General features: G+C 69.1%; 18 protein-coding genes. 6 read left to right on the top strand and 12 right to left on the bottom strand.

All coding sequences use genetic code 11. The features are described from left to right. Positions 1-578: 578 nt before the first annotated feature. Complete coding sequence (locus ACQY0Z_RS00745) at positions 579-2351, bottom strand: beta-ketoacyl-[acyl-carrier-protein] synthase family protein (protein WP_439811692.1); 1773 nt, start codon at positions 2349-2351, stop codon at positions 579-581. A 420-nt stretch (positions 2352-2771) separates the two neighbouring features. Here ACQY0Z_RS00745 and ACQY0Z_RS00740 point away from each other — a divergent pair, with 420 nt between their 5' ends. Beyond that, positions 2772-3287, top strand: coding sequence for a SigE family RNA polymerase sigma factor (locus ACQY0Z_RS00740; RefSeq protein WP_381730750.1), 516 nt, complete (start codon positions 2772-2774; stop codon positions 3285-3287). Further along, on the top strand, positions 3277-3930 hold the full coding sequence (locus tag ACQY0Z_RS00735; RefSeq protein WP_439811691.1) for a hypothetical protein: 654 nt from the start codon (positions 3277-3279) through the stop codon (positions 3928-3930). Before ACQY0Z_RS00740 ends, ACQY0Z_RS00735 begins: the two co-directional genes overlap by 11 nt. A gap of 18 nt (positions 3931-3948) precedes the next feature. Here ACQY0Z_RS00735 and ACQY0Z_RS00730 read toward each other — a convergent pair whose 3' ends face one another. From ACQY0Z_RS00730 to ACQY0Z_RS00705, 6 genes are all read right to left on the bottom strand, one after another. Beyond that, on the bottom strand, positions 3949-4614 hold the full coding sequence (locus tag ACQY0Z_RS00730) for a response regulator (protein ID WP_439811690.1): 666 nt from the start codon (positions 4612-4614) through the stop codon (positions 3949-3951). After that, a complete protein-coding gene (locus ACQY0Z_RS00725; protein ID WP_439811689.1) occupies positions 4611-5768 on the bottom strand; it encodes a sensor histidine kinase in 1158 nt (385 codons plus the stop codon). Before ACQY0Z_RS00725 ends, ACQY0Z_RS00730 begins: the two co-directional genes overlap by 4 nt. Further along, the gene (locus tag ACQY0Z_RS00720; RefSeq protein ID WP_439811688.1) at positions 5765-6592 is read right to left on the bottom strand and encodes a lysostaphin resistance A-like protein; all 828 of its coding nucleotides are present in this window, start codon (positions 6590-6592) and stop codon (positions 5765-5767) included. The genes ACQY0Z_RS00725 and ACQY0Z_RS00720 overlap by 4 nt, the downstream gene beginning before the upstream one ends. A gap of 173 nt (positions 6593-6765) precedes the next feature. Next, positions 6766-7626 (bottom strand): carbohydrate ABC transporter permease, encoded by an 861-nt coding sequence (locus ACQY0Z_RS00715; protein WP_254587223.1) that lies wholly within the window; start codon positions 7624-7626, stop codon positions 6766-6768. Further along, positions 7623-8564: a carbohydrate ABC transporter permease gene (locus ACQY0Z_RS00710; protein WP_136238835.1), complete on the bottom strand. Its 942-nt coding sequence runs from the start codon at positions 8562-8564 to the stop codon at positions 7623-7625. Before ACQY0Z_RS00710 ends, ACQY0Z_RS00715 begins: the two co-directional genes overlap by 4 nt. Beyond that, a complete protein-coding gene (locus ACQY0Z_RS00705) occupies positions 8564-9919 on the bottom strand; it encodes a sugar ABC transporter substrate-binding protein (protein WP_439811687.1) in 1356 nt (451 codons plus the stop codon). The genes ACQY0Z_RS00710 and ACQY0Z_RS00705 overlap by 1 nt, the downstream gene beginning before the upstream one ends. A 290-nt stretch (positions 9920-10209) precedes the next feature. On the opposite strand from ACQY0Z_RS00705, the gene ACQY0Z_RS00700 reads away from it, so the two are divergent. Beyond that, positions 10210-10551, top strand: a complete 342-nt coding sequence (locus ACQY0Z_RS00700) for a hypothetical protein (RefSeq protein WP_439811686.1) — start codon at positions 10210-10212, stop codon at positions 10549-10551. 65 nt (positions 10552-10616) lie between these two features. Here the strand turns inward: ACQY0Z_RS00700 and ACQY0Z_RS00695 are convergent, their stop codons facing one another. After that, entirely contained in the window at positions 10617-10808 is a 192-nt protein-coding gene (locus ACQY0Z_RS00695; protein WP_058916952.1) for a hypothetical protein, read from the bottom strand. Between the two features lie 11 nt (positions 10809-10819). After that, positions 10820-11671: a helix-turn-helix domain-containing protein gene (locus ACQY0Z_RS00690; protein WP_189904722.1), complete on the bottom strand. Its 852-nt coding sequence runs from the start codon at positions 11669-11671 to the stop codon at positions 10820-10822. Between the two features lie 254 nt (positions 11672-11925). Between ACQY0Z_RS00690 and ACQY0Z_RS00685 the strand changes: the two genes are divergently transcribed. Next, positions 11926-12339: an ATP-binding protein gene (locus ACQY0Z_RS00685; RefSeq protein WP_254587228.1), complete on the top strand. Its 414-nt coding sequence runs from the start codon at positions 11926-11928 to the stop codon at positions 12337-12339. An 87-nt stretch (positions 12340-12426) separates the two neighbouring features. On the opposite strand, the gene ACQY0Z_RS00680 is transcribed toward ACQY0Z_RS00685, so the two are convergent. Further along, positions 12427-13092 carry a hypothetical protein gene (locus ACQY0Z_RS00680; protein ID WP_439811685.1) on the bottom strand — a complete coding sequence of 222 codons (666 nt, stop codon included), beginning with the start codon at positions 13090-13092 and terminating at the stop codon, positions 12427-12429. A gap of 68 nt (positions 13093-13160) precedes the next feature. Between ACQY0Z_RS00680 and ACQY0Z_RS00675 the strand changes: the two genes are divergently transcribed. Then, entirely contained in the window at positions 13161-14390 is a 1230-nt protein-coding gene (locus tag ACQY0Z_RS00675; RefSeq protein ID WP_439811684.1) for an HNH endonuclease, read from the top strand. A gap of 47 nt (positions 14391-14437) precedes the next feature. On the opposite strand, the gene ACQY0Z_RS00670 is transcribed toward ACQY0Z_RS00675, so the two are convergent. Together ACQY0Z_RS00670 and ACQY0Z_RS00665 are read right to left on the bottom strand one after the other, a co-directional pair. Continuing rightward, entirely contained in the window at positions 14438-15163 is a 726-nt protein-coding gene (locus ACQY0Z_RS00670; RefSeq protein WP_439811683.1) for a 5-formyltetrahydrofolate cyclo-ligase, read from the bottom strand. Positions 15164-15605: 442 nt separating this feature from the next. Then, a complete protein-coding gene (locus ACQY0Z_RS00665; protein WP_439811682.1) occupies positions 15606-17306 on the bottom strand; it encodes a tetratricopeptide repeat protein in 1701 nt (566 codons plus the stop codon). 1155 nt (positions 17307-18461) lie between these two features. Here ACQY0Z_RS00665 and ACQY0Z_RS00660 point away from each other — a divergent pair. Further along, a complete protein-coding gene (locus ACQY0Z_RS00660; RefSeq protein ID WP_439811681.1) occupies positions 18462-18662 on the top strand; it encodes a hypothetical protein in 201 nt (66 codons plus the stop codon). Positions 18663-18710: the final 48 nt, after the last annotated feature.

Raw genomic sequence — 18710 nt, 5'->3', positions numbered from 1 at the left:
GCTGAGGTCGGGAGCCTGTGACACCTGGTGGGGAGGTGGGGTCTGATGCCTGCGGCGCAGGGTCCTGCCTGGTGGGGCTGAGGTCGGGAGCCTGTGACGCCCGGTGGGGGGTTGCGGTCTGATGCCTGCGGCGCAGGGTTGCGCTCCGGTGGGGGTGGGCGTAGCGCCCAGGGCCGGTGGGTGGTGCGGGGCCGCGGTGGGGGCGGTCGTCCTCGGTCTGGCGCGAGAGTGCGTGTTTGTACGTGAAGGGCGCGGACGCGCCAGCCGCTGCGGGCGCCCACCCCCACCCCGTCCCCTCCCCGCCGCGGGCGACAACACCGACACCGGTGGCGCGCGCCCGGGCAGGCGGCGGTTGCAACCCCCGCCACCCGCGGGCGCGCGGCGGGCGCAACCCTCGCCCACTGCGGGCATTCGTGCCGCTGGGGCGGCACGGGTGGGCGCGGCGGCACCCTGCGGGCGCCAGGTGCGCCAGCACCCCCCGGCCCACACCCACGCCGGTGCCTGTCGCCGCCGACTGCGGGCAGTACCTCGTTGACGCCGAGGTGCGCAAACACCCCCCGGCGCCCCAGGCACCCGCGCTACCCCACCCGCCGCAACGCCAGCACCGCGTTGTGCCCCCCGAACCCGAACGAATTGCTCAGCACAAGATCGCCACCCCGAGGCAAAGGACGCGGCGTCCGGACGACGTCCAGATCGATCCCGTCGTCCACCTCCCCACCCCCCACGGTGGGCGGCACCACCCCGTGGTGCAAGGTCAGCACCGCCGCCACGGCCTCGACCCCACCCGCAGCCCCCTGCAAATGCCCCAGGTGCCCCTTCAACGCGGTCACAGGAACATCCCGCCCGCCCAGCACCCCCCGCAGCGCCCGAGCCTCAGCGAGATCCCCGTCGACCGTGGCGGTCGCATGCGCATTTACATGCACGACGTCCCCGACGTCACCCCCCGCGTCCCGCACAGCCCTCCGCAGCGCGAGCGCGATCCCGTCACCGGACGGGTCCGGCGCCGCGACGTGGTACGCGTCCGCAGACAGCCCCCATCCCGCCGCCTCGCAATAGATCCGCGCCCCCCGAGCCCGGGCATGCTCCTCGGACTCCAGCACCAGCACCCCCGCCCCCTCACCGTTCACGAACCCGTCCCGGTCCTTGGCGAAGGGCCGCGACGGCGACCCCGCCGACGGGTCTCCCTCCGCCAGCGCCCGCATCGCGGCGAACGACGCCATGATCGCGGGAGTGATCACCGCCTCCGCGCCGCCGGCCAGCGCGACGTCGACCCGGCCGTACCGGATGCGGTCGACTGCCTGCCCGATGGCCTCCGTGCCGGAGGCGCACGCGCTGGTCACGGTGCGCGCCTCACCGGTGATGTGCAGGTCCAGCGAGACCTGCGACGCCGCCTGCGACGGCACCGTCATCGGTGTGGTGAGCGGGGACACACCCCGAGGCCCCCGCTCCCGCAGCTTCCGGTCGCCCCCGACCAGCACCGACGCGTCACCGAGGATCGCGCCGAGGCTCACCCCGACCCGCTCCGGGTCCAGCCCGCTCTCCCGGGTGCCGCCGGAGGCGTACCCCGCGTCGGCCCACGCCTCGCGCGCCGCCAGCACCGCGAACTGCGCGGCCCGGTTCATCCGGCGCGCCGCCTGCCGGGGCAGCAGCGAGGCCGGGTCCACGGGCACCGTGCCGGCGATCCTCACCGGCAGCCCGTCGAACTCCGGGTCAGTCAACTCCCGTATGCCGTGCCGCCCTTCGAGCAGCCCGTTCCACAGCTCGCCGGTGCCCACGCCCAGCGGGGTGACCGCGCCGAGCCCGGTGACCACCACACGCCGCGGCCCGGCCGCCCGCGCTTCCCGCACGGGACGTGGCTCGTGCCGTACGACCGTCCCCTCGCGCCCGGCGTCGGCGGCCCAGCGGCGCACCTCCGCGTCGGTCGCGGCCTGGGCGTCCGCGGAGTTCGTGGTGTCCCGGTGCCAGGCGCCCCAGCGGCGTACGTACGTCACCTCGGCGGCCAGCGGGTCCACCGCCCGCAGGACGGTCAGCCGGTCGCCGTCGCGGAACTCCACGCCCTCCAAGGGCTCCGGCTCCACCAGCGGCACTGCGGATGCGTCGACCCGCCGCCCGGCGACCGTCACCGTCTGCTCGCGTCGCAGGTCCTCCTCGTGGTCCACCCCGCCCAGCGGCGGCCGCAGCGTGACCCGGATCACCTCGGGGGAGACGGGAAGCGTGTGCGTGACGACGTGCCAGCGGCGCGCGGCCGCGTCCTCGGGGGTCAGTGCGAACAGGTCGCCGGGGACGACCTCCGCGGCGGTCACCTCGTAGGGCCGTATCGGTACTTCAGGAGTTTCGGGGGAGTGGGTCATGGCGGGGCATGCTCTCTTTGGTCCGAACTGTCGTACTGCGGGCGGTTCCGAGTGTTCTGTACGACTCGCGAACGGGCCACGATCCACTTCAGCTAGTGTCCGATTTGTTCGGGTCTGCCAGGCGCGTGACGCGGAACACATTCGCCAAGACGCCTACGGATAGGCAGAGTTACCGGAACGTAGAAGCACTGTGGAAAACGTCACGGAGGCAGGGTGCGCGGCCGTCGCCGCCTCTGCGGAACGAGGCGCGCGTCACGTTCCGTACGGCCGACCCGCCGGGCTCCGGCTCCATGGGTGCGGGGGTCCGACTGATCCCCGGGGCCGGTTCCGGCGTCTTCCCCAGGGGGCGCGTTCCGACGTACGCGACCCGCCGGGCCGGTCCGCGGGCCGCGCAGGTGATCAGAGACTGCGGTGGAGGGCATGGACGAGAACGAGTTCGACGCTTTCTACGCGGCCGCGTTCCCCCGCCTGACCGGCCAGCTCTTCGCCTTCACCGGGGACCTCGGTGAGGCGCAGGACGTGGTGCAGGAGGCGTTCGTGCGTGCTTGGGGCCGGCGTCACCGGCTGATGGCCGACGAGGCGCCGGAGGCCTGGGTGCGTACCGTCGCCATGCGTCTGGCCGTGAGCCGCTGGCGGCGCGCCAGGCGCTGGCTGGAACTGGTGCGGCATTCTCCGCCGCCCCAGACGACGCCAGGGCCCGGTCCCGACCGCACCGCCCTGGTCGCAGCCCTGCGTCAACTCCCCGAGTCTCAGCGGATGGCCGTCGTGCTGCACCATCTGTGCGACCTCAGTGTCGAGCAGGTAGCCTCCGAGACCGGCGCGCCGGTCGGCACGGTCAAGGCCCGCCTGTCCCGAGGGCGGGCGGCACTGGCCCGGCATCTGGCGGTGGACGAGGCCGAGGAGCCGGCCTGGGAGGAGGGCGGCCGTGTCGGATGAAATCGGCGGGGCCCTGCGTGAGTTGGCCGCGTTCCATGAGACTCCGCCGCCCCTGCCTGCCCGCGAGGTCCGGGCCCGTGCCAACCGCCGTTCACGCCGCCGCAGGGCCACCCTCGCGCTCGGCACCATGGCAACGGCCGCCTGCGCGGTCACCGTGGTCACCTTCGCTCTGCACACCGACCCCGCCGCCGGGAAACGGCACCGCCCCGGCGCCACCCCGGCCACCTCGCCCACGCCCGTTCGGACCGCCAGCGCATCCCCCTCGGCCCACGCGCCTCGCCCCTCCGGCCGGCTCGACGTCGACCTGCGCACCCTCACCCTTGCCGACCGCGTGCTGAAGGTCGACCTGCGCGCAGCCGGCCGCTTCCCGCCCGGTACCCGGCTCACCGTGGTGGCCAGGACTTCCGGTGCCATGCTGCCGTTGAAGAGCAGGACCGAGACCCGTGAGGTCAAGGTGCCCTACCTGGTCGAACTGCGCGCCCCCGGCGGCGAACCCGTCTACGCGGGCGCCCTCTCCTTCGACGCCAAGGTGTTGCGCTCCCTGTCCGGCACCACCGGCTGGGTCGGTCTCAGCGCGCGGGACGCGGAGTGGCTGCACGACCGGTTGCGTGACGGTGATCAGATCGAGCTGGCCGAACGGTGAAGTCCGTTCGGGCAGGGGTCAGTTGACCAGTCCGCGCCGGTACGCGTAGACGACCGCCTGCACCCGGTCCCGCAGGTGCAGCTTGGAGAGGATGCGGGACACGAACGTCTTGACCGTCTCCTGGCTGATCACCAGCGCCGCCGCGATCTCGCTGTTGGACAGCCCGTCCGCGATGAGCCGCAGCACCTCCAGCTCGCGCCGGGTCAGCGGGATCTCCCGGTCGCCTCCGTCCTCGGAGGGCCGGATCCGGGACGCGTACCGGCCCACGAGCTGCCGGGTCACCTCCGGGTCGAGCAGCGCCGCGCCCGTGGCCACCGTCCGGATACCGTGCAGCAGCCGGTCCGGCGGCGCGTCCTTGAGGAGGAACCCGCTCGCGCCCGCGCGCAGCGCCTCGTAGACGTACTCGTCGAGGTTGAACGTCGTCACCACGAGCACCTTCACGGGGTCCTGGACCCCGGAGCCGGCCAGCAGCCGGGTCGCCTCGATGCCGTCGAGCACCGGCATCCGCACGTCCATCACCACGACGTCCGGCCGTGCCTTCTCCGCGAGGTCGACGGCGGCGCGCCCGTCCCCGCACTCGCCGGCGACCTCCATGTCGGGCTGGGCGTCGATGATCGTCACCAGTCCGGTGCGGACGAGGGTCTGGTCGTCGCAGACCACCACCCGTATCGGCCCGCTGCTCACGACCGGCTCCCGGTGGGTATCCGCGCCCGCACGGCGAACCCGCCGCCGGGACGCGGCCCCGCCTCGAACTCGCCGCCGAGGACGTCCACCCGCTCCCGGAGACCGGCCAGCCCCCGCCCGCTGCCGCCCGGCGAGGCCGCGGGACGCGTTCCGGGACCGTCCGTGCCGACCTCCACCGTGATGTCCCTCTCGCTGTGCTGCACCAGAACCGAAGTAGCTTGTCCGTGAGCGTACTTGAGGGCGTTGGTGAGGGCCTCCTGCACCACCCGGTACGCCACCAGGTCCGCACTTCCGGTCGACGCGGCCGGGGTGCCCTGCTCGGTGAACTCCACCGGCTGCCCGGCCCGGCGCGTCTGCTCCACCAGTGTCAGCAGCCGGCCCACCGGCGGGGTCCGGGAGCTCTCGCCGTGGTCGGGATTGAGCAGGTCGAGAAGGTGCCGCAGGTCGGCCACGGCACGCCGGCCGGTGTCGGTGACGGCGGTCAGCGCCTCGTCGAGCCGTTCCGGCGCGGCCTTCAGATAGCGCGCGGCCTCCGCCTGCACCACCATCGCGGTCACATGGTGGGTCACCACGTCGTGCAACTCGCGTGCGATCCGCGCCCGTTCGGCCGCCCGCGTCTGCTCCGCCACCTGGTGACGCCGCTCCGCCTCGGCGATCCGTGTCGAGCGCAGCCACGCCCCGCCGCCCCACAGCAGACACAGCGCCACGTAGAACGACACCAGCTCGGCCGGCGGCTCCTCCGTACCGCGCCGCACCAGCTCGGCGACGAACAGCACGTAGGCGAGGGAGCCCACGGCGACGGTGGTGCGCCGGTACCGTTCCAGATGCGCGCCCGTGCTCAGCAGCGCCAGTGGCAGCGCCGTACCCGCGACCGTGTGGTAGCCGCGCAGCTGGTCCAGCACGAAACCGGCCGCCACCAGGGACAGGCAGACGGCCGGCCACTGCCGCCGCAGCGCGAGCGCGAGGGACTGCAGGCCGATGGCGGCGACGGCCAGGGTGTCGTACGGGCGCTCCGCCATCGCGCCGAGGTCCGTGCCGCTGCCACGAAGGCTCGGCACGAACGCCAGACAGCACAGCAGCACGGCGAACGGCAGGTCCCGGGCCGTGACGTGCAGTCGCCCCCAGACCTGCCGCAGCCCGTGCAGACGGTTCACGGGACGAGCGCGACCGTGTCGGCCCGCTTCGAACGGCGGAGCATCATCTGACCGCGCCGACGGGCCAGCCACAGGAGGCCGACGGTCACCAGCGCCCAGAACACCAGCGTGTACAGGCTGGCCTCGGGACCGAACTCACCGCCACTGATCAGCGTCGGACCGGAGGTGGACGCGTCCAGCAGACCCTGCTGGGTGTCGTTGCCGGAGACCTCGGTGCTGAAGATGCCGGACGCGGCGAAGTTCCACCCGAAGTGCAGGCCGATCGGCAGCCACAGGCTGCGGGTCGCGACGTACGCGGCGGCCAGCATCGGGCCCGCCGACAGCGCGATCACGGCGGCGCCCCACAGGCTCGCGTCCGGGTTCAGCAGATGCCACGTGCCGAACAGCACACTGGTCGGGATCAGCGCCCCCCACGTACCGAACCGCTCCTCCATGGTCCTGAACAATACGCCGCGGAACAGGAGTTCCTCCGTGACGGAGGCGCCCGCCATGAACCCGGCGAGCCCCACCGCGCCGGTGTACGACCCCCAGCCGTCCACCTCGTAGTGCCCGAGGAAGGCGATGTTCGCGACGACGGACGCGAACACCAGCGTCCCGAGCACCACACCCCGGACGACCGCGCCGACGGCGCCCTGCCGGCCCACCTCCGCGACCGGGCGCTTCTCCGTCCGCCCCACCACCCAGGCGTAGACGTACACGGACAGCACCGCCGTCACCAGGCCCAGGCCGAGCGTGGCCCACGGATTGTCCTGGACCGCGGCCACGCTCTGTCCCCCGACCAGGGACACCACCACCACGGCCAGCAACTGCCAGACCACGCGCACGACTTCACTCCTCGACCAGGGGAAACGCGGCGGCGAACGGACCGCCGCTCCGACCCCCCAGACGCTACGGAGACGCGGCACGGGAAGCGTCACCAGCGAGAGGACACCCGCGCGTAGCTCCGACGGGGGACAGGGCGTCCGCCGTCCCCCGTGAGGAGGGGATGCCGTGGTCGCTAGCCCTTCACGGCACCGGAGGTGAGCCCCCGGATGAAGGACCGCTGCAGCGCGAGGAACGCCAGCACCGACGGCAGCATCGCGAGGAACGCGCCCACCAGCAGCACACCGATGCCCACCTGGTCGTCGGAGCGCAGGGACCGCAGGGCGAGCGGGAGGGTGTACTGGGCGGGGTCGGTGGCGACCAGCAGCGGCAGCATGTACTGGTCCCAGATCATCGTGAAGCCGAAGATGCCGATGACACCCAGCGCGGGCCGGCACAGCGGCAGCACGACCTGCCAGAACACCCGGAACTCGCCCGCGCCGTCCAGCCGCGCCGACTCCTCCAGCTCCTTCGGGATCTCCTTCATGAACTCGGTCATCACCAGGATGGAGAACCCCCAGGCTGCGACCGGCACGATCATGCCGACGAGCGAGCCGACCAGGCTGACGTGGATCAGCGGCAGGTCCGCGAGCAGCACCGACAGCGGGACGGCGAGGACCTCCTCGGGCAGCATCATCGTCGCCAGGATCAGCACCAGCACCACCGCTGACCCCCGGAACCGCTTGCGGGCGAGGGCGTACCCGGCGAACACGCTGACCAGCACCTGGAGCGCCAGCCCGCCGCCCACGACGAGGAAGGAGTTGAGCAGGTAGTCGAGTACGTTGCGGTCGACCGCGCGCTCCAGGTTGTCCAGGGACAGCCGGTCGGGCCACAGGGTGAACTGGGTGGGGTCCACGGTCGGGGTGAACGCGCCGACCATCAGCGCGAGCAGCGGCCCCGCGAACACCATGAACAGGGCGGCGTACAGCACGAACCGCAGCACACGCGCCCACGGCCCGCGCGCCTCCGCCAGTCCGAGCGCCGTCTCGTTCCTCATCGGACCTCCCTCCGGCGCAGCCGCGAGGCCACGGTCAGCACCAGCAGCACCAGGAACAGCAGCACGGTCCCGGCCGCGGCGACACCCAACTCGTTGCGTTCGAGGCCGAGTTTGTACGTCAATGTCAACAGCACCTCGGTGGAGCCGTCGGGCCCGCCGTTGGTCAGCAGGAACACCTCGGTGAAGATGCGCAGGCCGCGGATCGCCGCGAGCGTGAGCAGAATGGCGAACACGGGCCGCAGTCCCGGCAGGGTGACATGCCAGATCCGCCGCCACCGCGAGGCGCCGTCGACGGCGGACGCCTCGTAGAGCACCCGGTCCACCCCGGCCAGCCCGGCGAGGAAGATCATCATGTCGTACGGGGCGCCGCGCCAGATGCCGACGAAGGCGATGGAGGCGAGGGAACTGTCGGGGGAGTTGAGGAACTCGCTGGGCCCCAGGCCGAGCACGCCGAGCACGGAGTTCAGCGCGCCGCCCTCGGCCGGGTAGTACATGACCCGCCACACCTCGGCGACCACCGCCATGGCCGTGACGACCGGCAGGAAGATCGCCGACCGGATGAACCACAGCGAGCGGGTCTGCCCCTCCAGCAGCAGCGCCAGCGCGAGCCCCAGCAGGATCGACCCGGCCGTCGTCGCCACCGCCAGGACCACCGTGTGCCATACGGCGGCACCGAAGTCGGAACTCCCGGCGATCTCCGCGTAGTTATCGCCCCCGACATAGGTGTTGCCGAGGAACGGCCGCACCTCCTGGAAGCTCATCCGCACGGCCTGCGCCATGGGGATGAATTTGAAGTACAGGAAGAGCAGCAGCGCCGGCGCGAGGAACAACCACGGCGTCGCGCCCCGCCGCAGCCGCGACCGCACCGGGGCCGCCGGACGGGCCGGGCGCCGCGCCTGCGCCTTCCGCGACGCCGCCCGCGCCTCGGTCACCGCCATCAGCCCGTGGCCCCCTGCTTCTCGAGCTCGGCGTCGATCTCGTCGGCGAGCTCGCCCATCGCGCCGGCTACGTCACGGGAGCACTCGGAGACCACGCCGTTCAGCCCCTCGGCCGAGATCTGCCGGACGGTCGCCCAGTTGGGCAGGGCGGGCGCGTTGCGGCCATGCTCGTCGTACACCTTCTGGAAGACGTCCCAGCGGGGGTCCTTGCGCTCGGCGGCGCCGTCCACGGTGGTGTTCACCGGCAGCCGGACGATGATGCCGCCGTTGTCGAGCCCGAGGCCGATCTTCTGCCCGGAGGGGGAAGCGGCGAACTCGGCGAACGCCTGCTGCCCCTTCTCGTTGCCGGACCCGGCCATCAGATAGACGTTCTCCCCCTCGGCGAGTGCGGCCGCCTTGCCGCCGGCGCCGGGCGGGGCGGCGACGACCTCGTACTTGTCCTTGCCGAGCGACCCGTCGAAGCGGGGCAGCATGTAGGGCCCGGTGAGGTATATGCCGCCCTTGCCGCTCTCGAAGACGGTGTGGGTGGTGGCGGAGTCGGCGGTGCTGGCGCCGGGCTGCACGACCTTGGAGTCGCAGAACATGGCCTGCAGCTTCTCGACGGCCTTGACGGAGGCGGGATCGTCGACGGCGGCGGCGTACCCGTCGCCCTGCTTCTTGACGAATTCGCCGCCCTCGGACCAGAGCATGGTGGAGAACCACCAGGTCAGATAGCCGCGGGTGGTGCTGCCGGGCACGACCATGCCGGCGGTGTCGTTCTTGCCGTTGCCGTCGGGGTCGTTGTTGGTGAACTGGGTTGCGAGCTGGATGAGTTCGTCCCAGGAGGAGGGCAGCTGGGCGTTGACCTTCTCCCGCCAGTCCTTGCGTATGAGCAAGGCGAAGGCTTGCGAATTGAAGGGCACGCCGTAGTACTTCCCGTCGTACCCCTGAGCGGCCTCCCAGGCGCGGTCGGCGATGTCCCCGCTCCCGGCGACGCCCTCCCGGTCCACCTCGCGCACGAGCCCCTGGGTCACCAGATTGCCGAGCTGGCCGGTGTCGTTGATGACGATGTCGGGGAGGTCCTTCTGCGCGGTGCGCTGCTGGAGCTTGGTCTCGAAGTCGTTGACGCCGACGGCGACGAGCTTCGCCTTGATGCCGCTCTTCTCGGAGAACGCCTTGGTGAGCGCCTCGGCGGACTCCGCGGCCGGACTCCCGGCGTCCTGCCGGATCCACACCTCCAACGGCTGCGACTCGTCCTGCTCCGCCCCCGACGACCCGGAGGAACACCCGGCGGCGGTCACGACGGCTGCGACGACGAGGGCGCCGACAGCTCCGAGCCGCCGCGTTCGTACTGGCTTGCGGAGTTGCTTCGACACGGGAGGCTCCGTCCATCCGTACGGGCGAGGTGGCGGGACTCTATGCAGAGAGGTCGTGTCGAATCAATAGAATGAACAGTATTTACATACATGAACGATGGAGTGGGTGCGTCAAGGGTCCCAAGGGGCGCGGTTGATGGAGAGATGGGGGCGGGGTTGCGGCAGGGGAGGGCATGATGAAGCCCTCTCGGCCAATCAGAACCACGTCCAGGAATGCGCCAAGGTTCACGCTGCCGAACCGGCGGCAGAGGGGCTGAGGGGCGCGGGACGGGGGAGGGAGAGGAGTGAGGATGCCTGACGATTACGGCGACCTCACCTGCGAGCTGACGAACCTGCCCAACAACGTTTGTGGCATCCTGCACGGCCACAGGGACGCCGGCCCCGTGGCGGCGCGCTTCGAACGGCTCGGTTGGAGGGTGAGCTCATCCTCCTGGCACGGCCACGAGGTGGGCACGACGTGGTGCGAGGTGGAACTCGAGCCCGCCGAGGGCCCGGACGTCCTCCTGAACGGAGTTGTCGACCCGTCCCGCTTCGACGACCTGGCCACCGTCCTCACGCGCTGCGGCGCGGGGACGTACACGCTGGAGCTGTACGACGAGGACGGCGGCCTGCTCAGGGAGATGCGTGTGTGACCCCGCGGGAGGCCGGCCACGGCCAGGCCGCGGGACCGGGAACGGGCGGCCCGCTGAACGATGGCCTACAACAGGTGGTCGGCCTTCCCGGCCTTGATGTCGGTGATGAGGGTGCGCAGGGCCTCGATGGAGTCGGTGAGGGGGCGCTCCTCCTGACCGACGACGGCTATGTACCCGTTGCCGTCGGCATCGGTACCGAGGCGGAAGCAGGAGCTGCCCTCCCCGCAGAACGGGGCTTCCCAGGTGATGTCAGCCATGTGGTCACTCCTCATAGGTGATGAGCGATCTCGCGGATGAAGTCGCGTGACCGTTCCGGTGACAGTGCCAGACCTTCCAACAGGTCCAGCTGGGCACGGTATTTCGCGAGCTGGCCCTCCGCGTACAGGAAATCCGGCCCGTGGGAGTTGTCGATCTGCACGGTATCGAGCTGCCGCACAGGCCCTTCGGCGTAGACGACGGTCTGTCCCGCCCCAGGGAAGGCGCCGTGGTCGAAGGGAATCACAAGCACGGTGACGTGATCCCATTCCGACACTTCCAGCAGGTACTTCAACTGTCCTCGGGCAACGTCCCGCCCACCGAACTGCATCCGAAGCGCCGCTTCATGGATGACGGCCACATACGGGACCGGATCGTCGCGGGTGATCACGCTCTGGCGCTCCGTACGGTGGGCCAGCCGGAGAGCGACCTCATGCTCGGGAAGCTGCGGCACGACGGCGCGGAAGATGGCCATCGCGTGCTCAGGCGTCTGCAACAGCCCGGGCACATGGACGGTGTTCGCACCCCGCAGGCGTACCGCGTACGCCTCGGTCTCCGAGATGTCCAGTAAACCCTGAGGCAGGCTGCCCCGATAACGCTCCCACCATCCCGCCTGACTCGGCTCCGCCATCTCGACGAGGGCCTCGACGTACGTCTCGTCGGTGCAGTCACAGTTGCAGGCCAGCTTGCGCAGCCGTTCGGCGTTGATGCCGCGCTGTCCGGACTCCATGTTGGAGATGCGGCTCCGGTCGACACCCAGGAGCCCGGCGGCGTACTCCGCGGACATGCCGGCCGCGGTGCGCATCCTGCGCAGTTCACTGCCCAGACGCTTCTGACGCTGTGTGAGAACCGTCCTCGGGGGCATGACGTTTCCTTCCGTACGGAGTGGCGTCCGGATCAGTCCTATAAGCACAGTTGCACCACATCGAGGCCATTGTTCCGGACCGCATGGCAAATATGACCCCTGCTGCTCTACCGTCAGTATTGCGCAAGTTACACAACGCGATGCCGGAAGTGCACCGCGCGAGCACGCCCGCCTGCCCTGGGACGGGTGTGTCCGCGACCAGGGCGGCAGGCCACCGGCGATCCCAACCCCTCCACACCCGAACGGAGTTCGCCGTGCCCAAGATCCCCCTGGTACCCCTCCACTGGCATCTCCCCGCCCACCCCAAGTCCGTACGACGGGCCCGCCATGCAGTGACGGAATCCCTACCACCCGCACTCCGCCCGAACCTGGGCGACGACCTCGGGCTCCTGACCTCCGAACTGGTCACGAACGCGATCCGCCACGGAGCGGACGGCAGGGACGATGACCTGATCGAACTCGTCCTGTGGCCGGCGGACGGCCACTACTGGCTAGCCGTCTCCGACCCGGGTATGGGCAAGCCGGCGCTGGCACACCCGGGCGCGGAAGCGGAAAACGGCCGCGGCCTGCTCCTCGTCGACCACATCGCCACCGCCTGGACCGTCCGCCCCCGCCCCACCCGGGGCACATCGGTGGTAGCGGGCCTCGCGTACCGCCAAGGCGGCTGACGATTCGCAGCGACGGACAAAATCGGCCTGACGCGGAGCCCTCACGGCACCGTCAGGCCGACCGCCCCACTCAACTGCTGCGAAGCCTCAGCGCGTCGGATACCCGATCTCCGCGAGGTCGCGCGAAAGATCGGCCATGCCGATGTCCGAGTTCAACGAGCGGACGACCTCTTCGGTCAGCGGGCGGGAGGAGAAGACGTGACGAACGGCCGCCAGGTCAACCGGGACTTCGTAGTAGTCCTCGGCCCACCGCTGAAAGGCTTCCGGGGACCGATCCACCAACAAGTGGAAGAGGTGCCCAGCACCGTCCGGACCCTCGGTCGCGTCCTCGGGGAATTCGATGCTGCCCGCCTGCCAACGATCGTCACCCGCCCGTCGCCACATACAGGCGGTAACGAGAGGCATCCCGTCCTCGTCACAGAACGCCGGCTCCTCGACGCAGGCCCGAAAGACCTCAGGAACCTCGTCGAGCACACCGGGCCATGGCCCGTCCCCGGCGTAGGGGCTCATAGGCGACTCGTGATCGAACCCTCGTACGTAGGCGCCGGCGTCCGAGAAGACGATCGAGTATTCGTCCCCTGACCCGTTCCGCATGGAGGCCATGGACTCCGTCTCGGACCAACGAGCGTCGAAGGAGTGGCGGCGACTCTCCCACTCAGGACTCAGGACGGCGTCCAGGATGGCCAAGGAACGACAGTGCTCCCGGAGGACTGCTACCGCAGGCAGGCATCGAGCCACGTCATGAACGTTCACCCACCCATCCAAGCGCACGCACCTGACACGACAGGCCTTAGTACTACTGTCCGACTAGCCTGCGCCTCATGGGACTTGACGACATCAGGTACGACCACATCATCGCGGCGACCGAGGAGTTCCGCCGCCTGGGCCGGGATGCGTTTCTTCGGACGTACGGCTTCGGGCGAGCCAGGTCGTACGAGTTGGTGTTGGACGGGTCCCGCTACGACTCGAAGGCCATCGCGGGCGTCGCCCATGGGTATGCCACGGGTGACTTCCTGAAGGCGCGGGACTTCAGCGGCGGTGCGGCCACAGTGGCACGATGCCTGCGCGAGCTCGGCTTCGTGGTGGAAACCGGGGAGCCGTCCCCCAACCGCGCCGCTCTCCTGGCACGTCTACGGAAACTCAAGGTCTCCCGTGGCCCGGGAAGCCCGGCTCCCAGCCGCCACCAACCGTTGAGCCTCCTGTGGGCGATCGCCCGTACAGCCGACGAACTGCCTCGCCTGACCTCGTGGCCCACGTTCAGGGACGAGGTCGGCCCACTCCTCGTAGAGTTCGGCCTTCGCCATGCGAGGGCCACACCGGAGTATCCGTTCTGGTATCTCCAAGGCAGCGGATTGTGGGAGGTCCGAGGCATACCGAGCGAGCTCGCCGAGAAGACGCCGAACGCGCGCACCTTCAACGAGCTGCAACCGAAGGCCGGCTTCACGGCCGAGACCGCAGATCTCCTCCGAGACCCGGTGACTCGCCTACAGGCCATCGCCACGATCTGCGAGACGTATCTCGAAAGCACCGAGCGTCGGACGCTCTTCGCACGAATAGGTCTGTCCGGATATATGACAGCCGGTGATTTGCTGAGTTCCTCAGGGGAGGAGGCCAGCGGTACCACCATGGAGGAGTACGGGCGGACGACCGGCCCCGCCCCGCGCCGCGAGGCCACCCGCTCCGTCATCGTCCGGGACGAAGCCCTGGCCAGGAAGGTCAAGGAGCTGGAGGACAACCGGTGCCAGATCTGCGACACCACCCTCCGCTACCTGAACCGCCCGTACAGCGAGGCCGCGCACATAAGGGGCCTGGGCAATCCCCACTACGGCCCCGACGAGCTCCAGAACCTCCTGTGCCTGTGCCCGAACTGTCACGTCCTCTTCGACGGCTTGGAAATCTACGTCGACTTCGACGGCATGGTCAGGGGAACGAGAGGCGGCAGAGACTCCCGCCCGCTCCGCCGCGACCCCAGACACCCGATGGACGAGGAGCACATCGCCTACCACCGCACTCTGTGCACGCTCAATGCACGCAAGCGTGACGTCGGTTGAAGTGCACCGCCCTACAGCCGGGGCCGGGGATCCTACGCGAGGAGTCCTCAGGACACCTGCCGAGCCATAAGCGCTGGAATCGCGGCGATCTTTTCCGCTGTGAGGGCCGACCAGTCGACCCCTGACGGCCGGTGAGGGTTCGCGCAGGCGATGGTCTCCTCAGGAGTCACGATCAGGTCAACGCCGACGTCATGCCTGGTGGTGGGGATCGGAGTCTCGGTCACCTGGAGAGAGTGGACGGTGGTGACGACGACCGTCTCCGATGTCACCAGGCCGGCCTCGGTGAGCAAGGCGAACTCGATGTCGGAGTAGCCGGCGCCCTTGCCGATACGGGCGCCGTCGCGGTTGACGGCGACGCTGCCGAGGATGATCAGGTCCAGCGGGCGGAGGGCGTCGACCTCGACGGTGGGGGCGATGGCGGCAGCGGTGCGGCTGGCCGCGGCCTCGGCGGGCGGGACGGTGAGGGCAGCCGGGTCGAGGAGGTAGAAGGGCTTTTCGGAGGCCAGCTTCGGGACTGCCATGCAGACGGTTTTGCCTTCCTCCAAAGCCCGCGCGCGCACTGGCGACTGGGCCTTGTCCGGTACTGCCTTGACGATGCTCGCGCGCTGCCACACCGGGTGTGCTGCAAGTCGGGCCGCAGCTTCATCGGAACCCTTGAAGTGGGGGATGCGGCCGTGCACGGATGCGTCGTGAACGGCGTTCGCAGTGGTCAGGGCGTCCCAGGCCTGCGTACGTACCGCCTGCTTGGCGCGGTCCAGGGAGTCGGCTGCCACCGGTGTCTCCTTCGCTCTCCTACGCCAGGGGGCGCAACTCGCGGGAGGCTCCGAAGGCGATGCTCATGCCTTCGCCCCAGCGGGGGTGGTCTGAGCATGGTGACGGCTTCGGTGAGGCTGGCCGCCCTGACCGCGACGTCGCGTTGACGGATACGGGCGAGAGTAGGGATCCCCAGCACGATCGCGCGTGACTTTCGCCTGTCCCGTAACTTCTCCGCCGTGTCGGCCAGCAAGGTCTCGACCTGTCGCTGTTCTCCGAACCTGCGCACACGGCTCCGGAGGGCCCGTGATCTGCAAACATCGTTGCTGGTGAAAGCAGCGGAGGGATGCGGAAGGCTGCCATCCGTCCATAAATGGTCCACGGACACTTGACCACCACCTGGACCGAGTCCGCGCGTCCCCATTCGCTTGGATGGACTTGCAGTCCTATAAGGGGCAACTCTCACGCAGAGTCATCCGTAGGAGCCAAGGTTGTCCTTGACCACGGAGGGGTTGGCGTTCCATCCGGATCGAGTCCGTACGGCCAACGACCACTTCGGGAGAACTGCCGGGCATCGCCGAGATCGGCAGTATGACGGAGCAGAGATTCGGCGCCCTCCACATCCCCTTCCTTCTCCAGCCTCCGCGCCAGCTTGACCATCGCATTCGTGTGACCTTTTCTAGCCGCATCGATGAGCAAGGTTCTGGCGGCCGCCATGTCCCCACTCTTCTCACGCATTTGCATCAGGATGGGCAAGGCGTTTGTGTGACCCGCATCGGCTGCCAGCTGATAGAAGGAATCGGCGCCCTCCCGGTCGCCATCCTCTTCCCGCATTTGCATCAGAATGACCAAGGACCTTGTGTGGCCGGCATTGACTGCACGTTGAAGGAGGGTTTCGGCGGCTTGCAGGTCCCCGTACTTCTCCTGGATTCGTGCTAGGTCGATCAGGGCGCTGGTGTGGCCGGCGTCCGTCGCTTGGCGGAGCAGCGTTTCGGCGGCTGCCCGGTTTCCGGCCGCCTCTCGCATGCGCGCTAGGTCGATCAGGGCGCTGGTGTGGCCGGCATTGACTGCACGTTGAAGGAGGGTTTCGGCGGCTTGCAGGTCCCCGTACTTCTCCTGGATTCGTGCTAGGTCGATCAGGGCGCTGGTGTGGCTGGCGTCCGTCGCTTGGTGGAGCAGCGTTTCGGCGGCTGCCCGGTTTCCGGCCGCCTCTCGCATGCGCGCTAGGTCGATCAGGGCGCTGGTGTGGCCGGCGTCCGTCGCGTGTTGAATTAGTTCCTGGGCGCCTCCCCGGTTCCTATCTCGCTGCTTCGCCAGACTCACTGGAGGCTTGACGAGTCCCGCGTTCGGGGCTTGTTGAATCGACACTTGAGCGTCTTCCCGGTCGCGGTCTCGCTGCTTCGCCAGATTCAATGGAGGCTTGATACGTCCTGCGCCCGTTGCATCTCGGAGCAGGGCCTCGGCGGCTTCCTGGTCCCCGGCCGCTTCCCGCTTACGTACCAGGACCATCAGAGCATTGGCGCTGCCGTTGTCGGCGGCTTGTTGGTAGAAGCCTTCGGCGCTCTCCCAGTCGCCAACCGCCTCACACATCTGTCCCAGACTGAACAGGGCGGTGACGTGGCCAGCGCCCGCAGCCCGGCGAAGAAGGGCCTCGGCGCCTTCTCGATCCCCGTCCCTCTGCCGGATGCGGGCTAAGTCGATCAAGGCCTCGGAGTGGCCAGCGTCCGCGGCCCGCTTGAGGAGGCCGTACGCCCATTCGAGGCGGTGCCGATTCTGGGCAGCCGAGGCGAGGTTCCTCAGGTCACTGGGTTGGGTCAGGTGTTCGTAGGCTGCGGCCCAAAACGACAAGGGCGGACACAAGCGCGTGCGATGGCGTCGGCCGTGCTGCTCGAGATAATCAGCAAGCTGAAAGAACGGTCCGGTATTTGCCCCCAATTCGGTGGATGGGGTCGCATTGCCGGGACGGCGTATCTTTGGACGAAACATCGTGCGACGGAGTGGGGCCTGCTTACCGTGTACGGGGCGGGCCAGGTCTGCATAGGCCGCTTCCGCCCAGTCTTCGGTGACTTCGTCGAAGTCCTTGCTGCTGAGGTAGTCGGTGGCAGCCTCGGTGAGGAAGGCTTGTGGAAGGCGGATGCCCACGCCGAGCCGACGAGCGTCCATCGCGGCCTCCAACACGGCTCTGGCAGCAGGTGACGCGAGCTCGTATCGACCCAAGAGTGCAGGAGCCCCAGCAAGGTCTTGCGTCACCCTCCCATCCTCGCCAGTCCGGGTGAGAGTGTCGGCCAGCAGCTGGTCGCCTTGATCAGCGAGAGCAAATGCTGTGCGCAGCGCACTGTGGTCGAAGGTGTCAGGGATAGTAACGGTGCGTCCGGCCAGTAGCTCCCGCACCCGGCTGTGTCGATCTGCCTCGCCCGGGGAGGGCAGTGCCGTGTAAAGGTCGGCGTACTCGGGCCACAGGGTGCCCAGGATAAGGGTTGGTTGACGGTCAGGATGCATAAGGAGGCTGTGCAATGCCGCAGCGACCTGCTCACCAGCTCGAGGGTCCCCGAGGTAGTGGTGTGCCTCGTTCAACCACACCACCGTGTGGGGGCGCACACACTCCAGGTCGGATAGCGCAGCCTCAACGCGCGTGGGGTCATAGGGATGCCACAGCAGCCATTCGCTCGAAGCAAGTGGTTGGACGGCTTCCCAGCATGCTCTTGTTTTGCCTGTCGAGGACGTGCCCACCAGGATCAACATTTGGCTGCGGCCTTCACTGGCCTCTCGCACTGTGTCTGCCAGCACCCGGTCGTGAGCGCGCGGGACGTAGCGGGGTAGCACTCGTGGTCGGGCGCCGGAGTCCCACTTGCCCGAGGTAAATCCAGCAGGATGGATCTCCAAGTCGTGCGGATCCCAGTCAGTTATCAGCCTGCCGGGAGCCTGGGGAGGCCCGGCAAGAGAGCTGGCTTCCCCAGATGCGGTGCGCTGGAGCCTCAACGGTTCGTCGTCTTTGAGGCGTAGTACACGGGCCAGTGCAAAGACCGTATCGGCTGACGGGACAGAAGCCCCTGCCTTCAAGGCCTCATAGACTGTGGTGCGGCTCAGGTTGGCTCGTGCCGCAAGCTGCGTCTTCGTCAACTGGGCACGAGTCAGCCCCTCGTTCAGCCTGACACGCAACTCGTTTAGCGCTGCCTCGCGCTCCGCTTCTCCGCCAGCCACGGTCCGCCCCGCCCTCATGTGTTCGCCGACGTTCATCTTCGTTCAGACGCACCCTGACGCACACCTATTCGGCGACTTTGGACACGTCAACACACCCTCAGACGCAAGGAAGTTGTCGTGACCAATCTTGTCATCGTCCTGCTGAGCACCACACTGGTAGTCGTCCTGGCGGTGCTCGCAGCTGCTGTCGCGGGCAAGCTTGCACGCTTGGACGGCGCCAGCTATCCCAACGCGCTCATGAGAGCTGCCTCCACTTTCCTTGCCGTACTGATGCTTGCGGCAGCTGTTACCAGCGCACTTGCCGAGGTAGTCGCTTGAAGTCCTCGAACTGGTAGATGACTAGTCAGCGATGCTTATGGCGGCCGC

The organism is Streptomyces sp. P9-2, from assembly GCF_051903975.1.
Taxonomy (GTDB): domain Bacteria; phylum Actinomycetota; class Actinomycetes; order Streptomycetales; family Streptomycetaceae; genus Streptomyces; species Streptomyces cellulosae.
The sequence above is the reverse complement of the archived record's forward strand: the minus strand, read 5'-3'. Positions and strand labels throughout refer to the sequence as shown.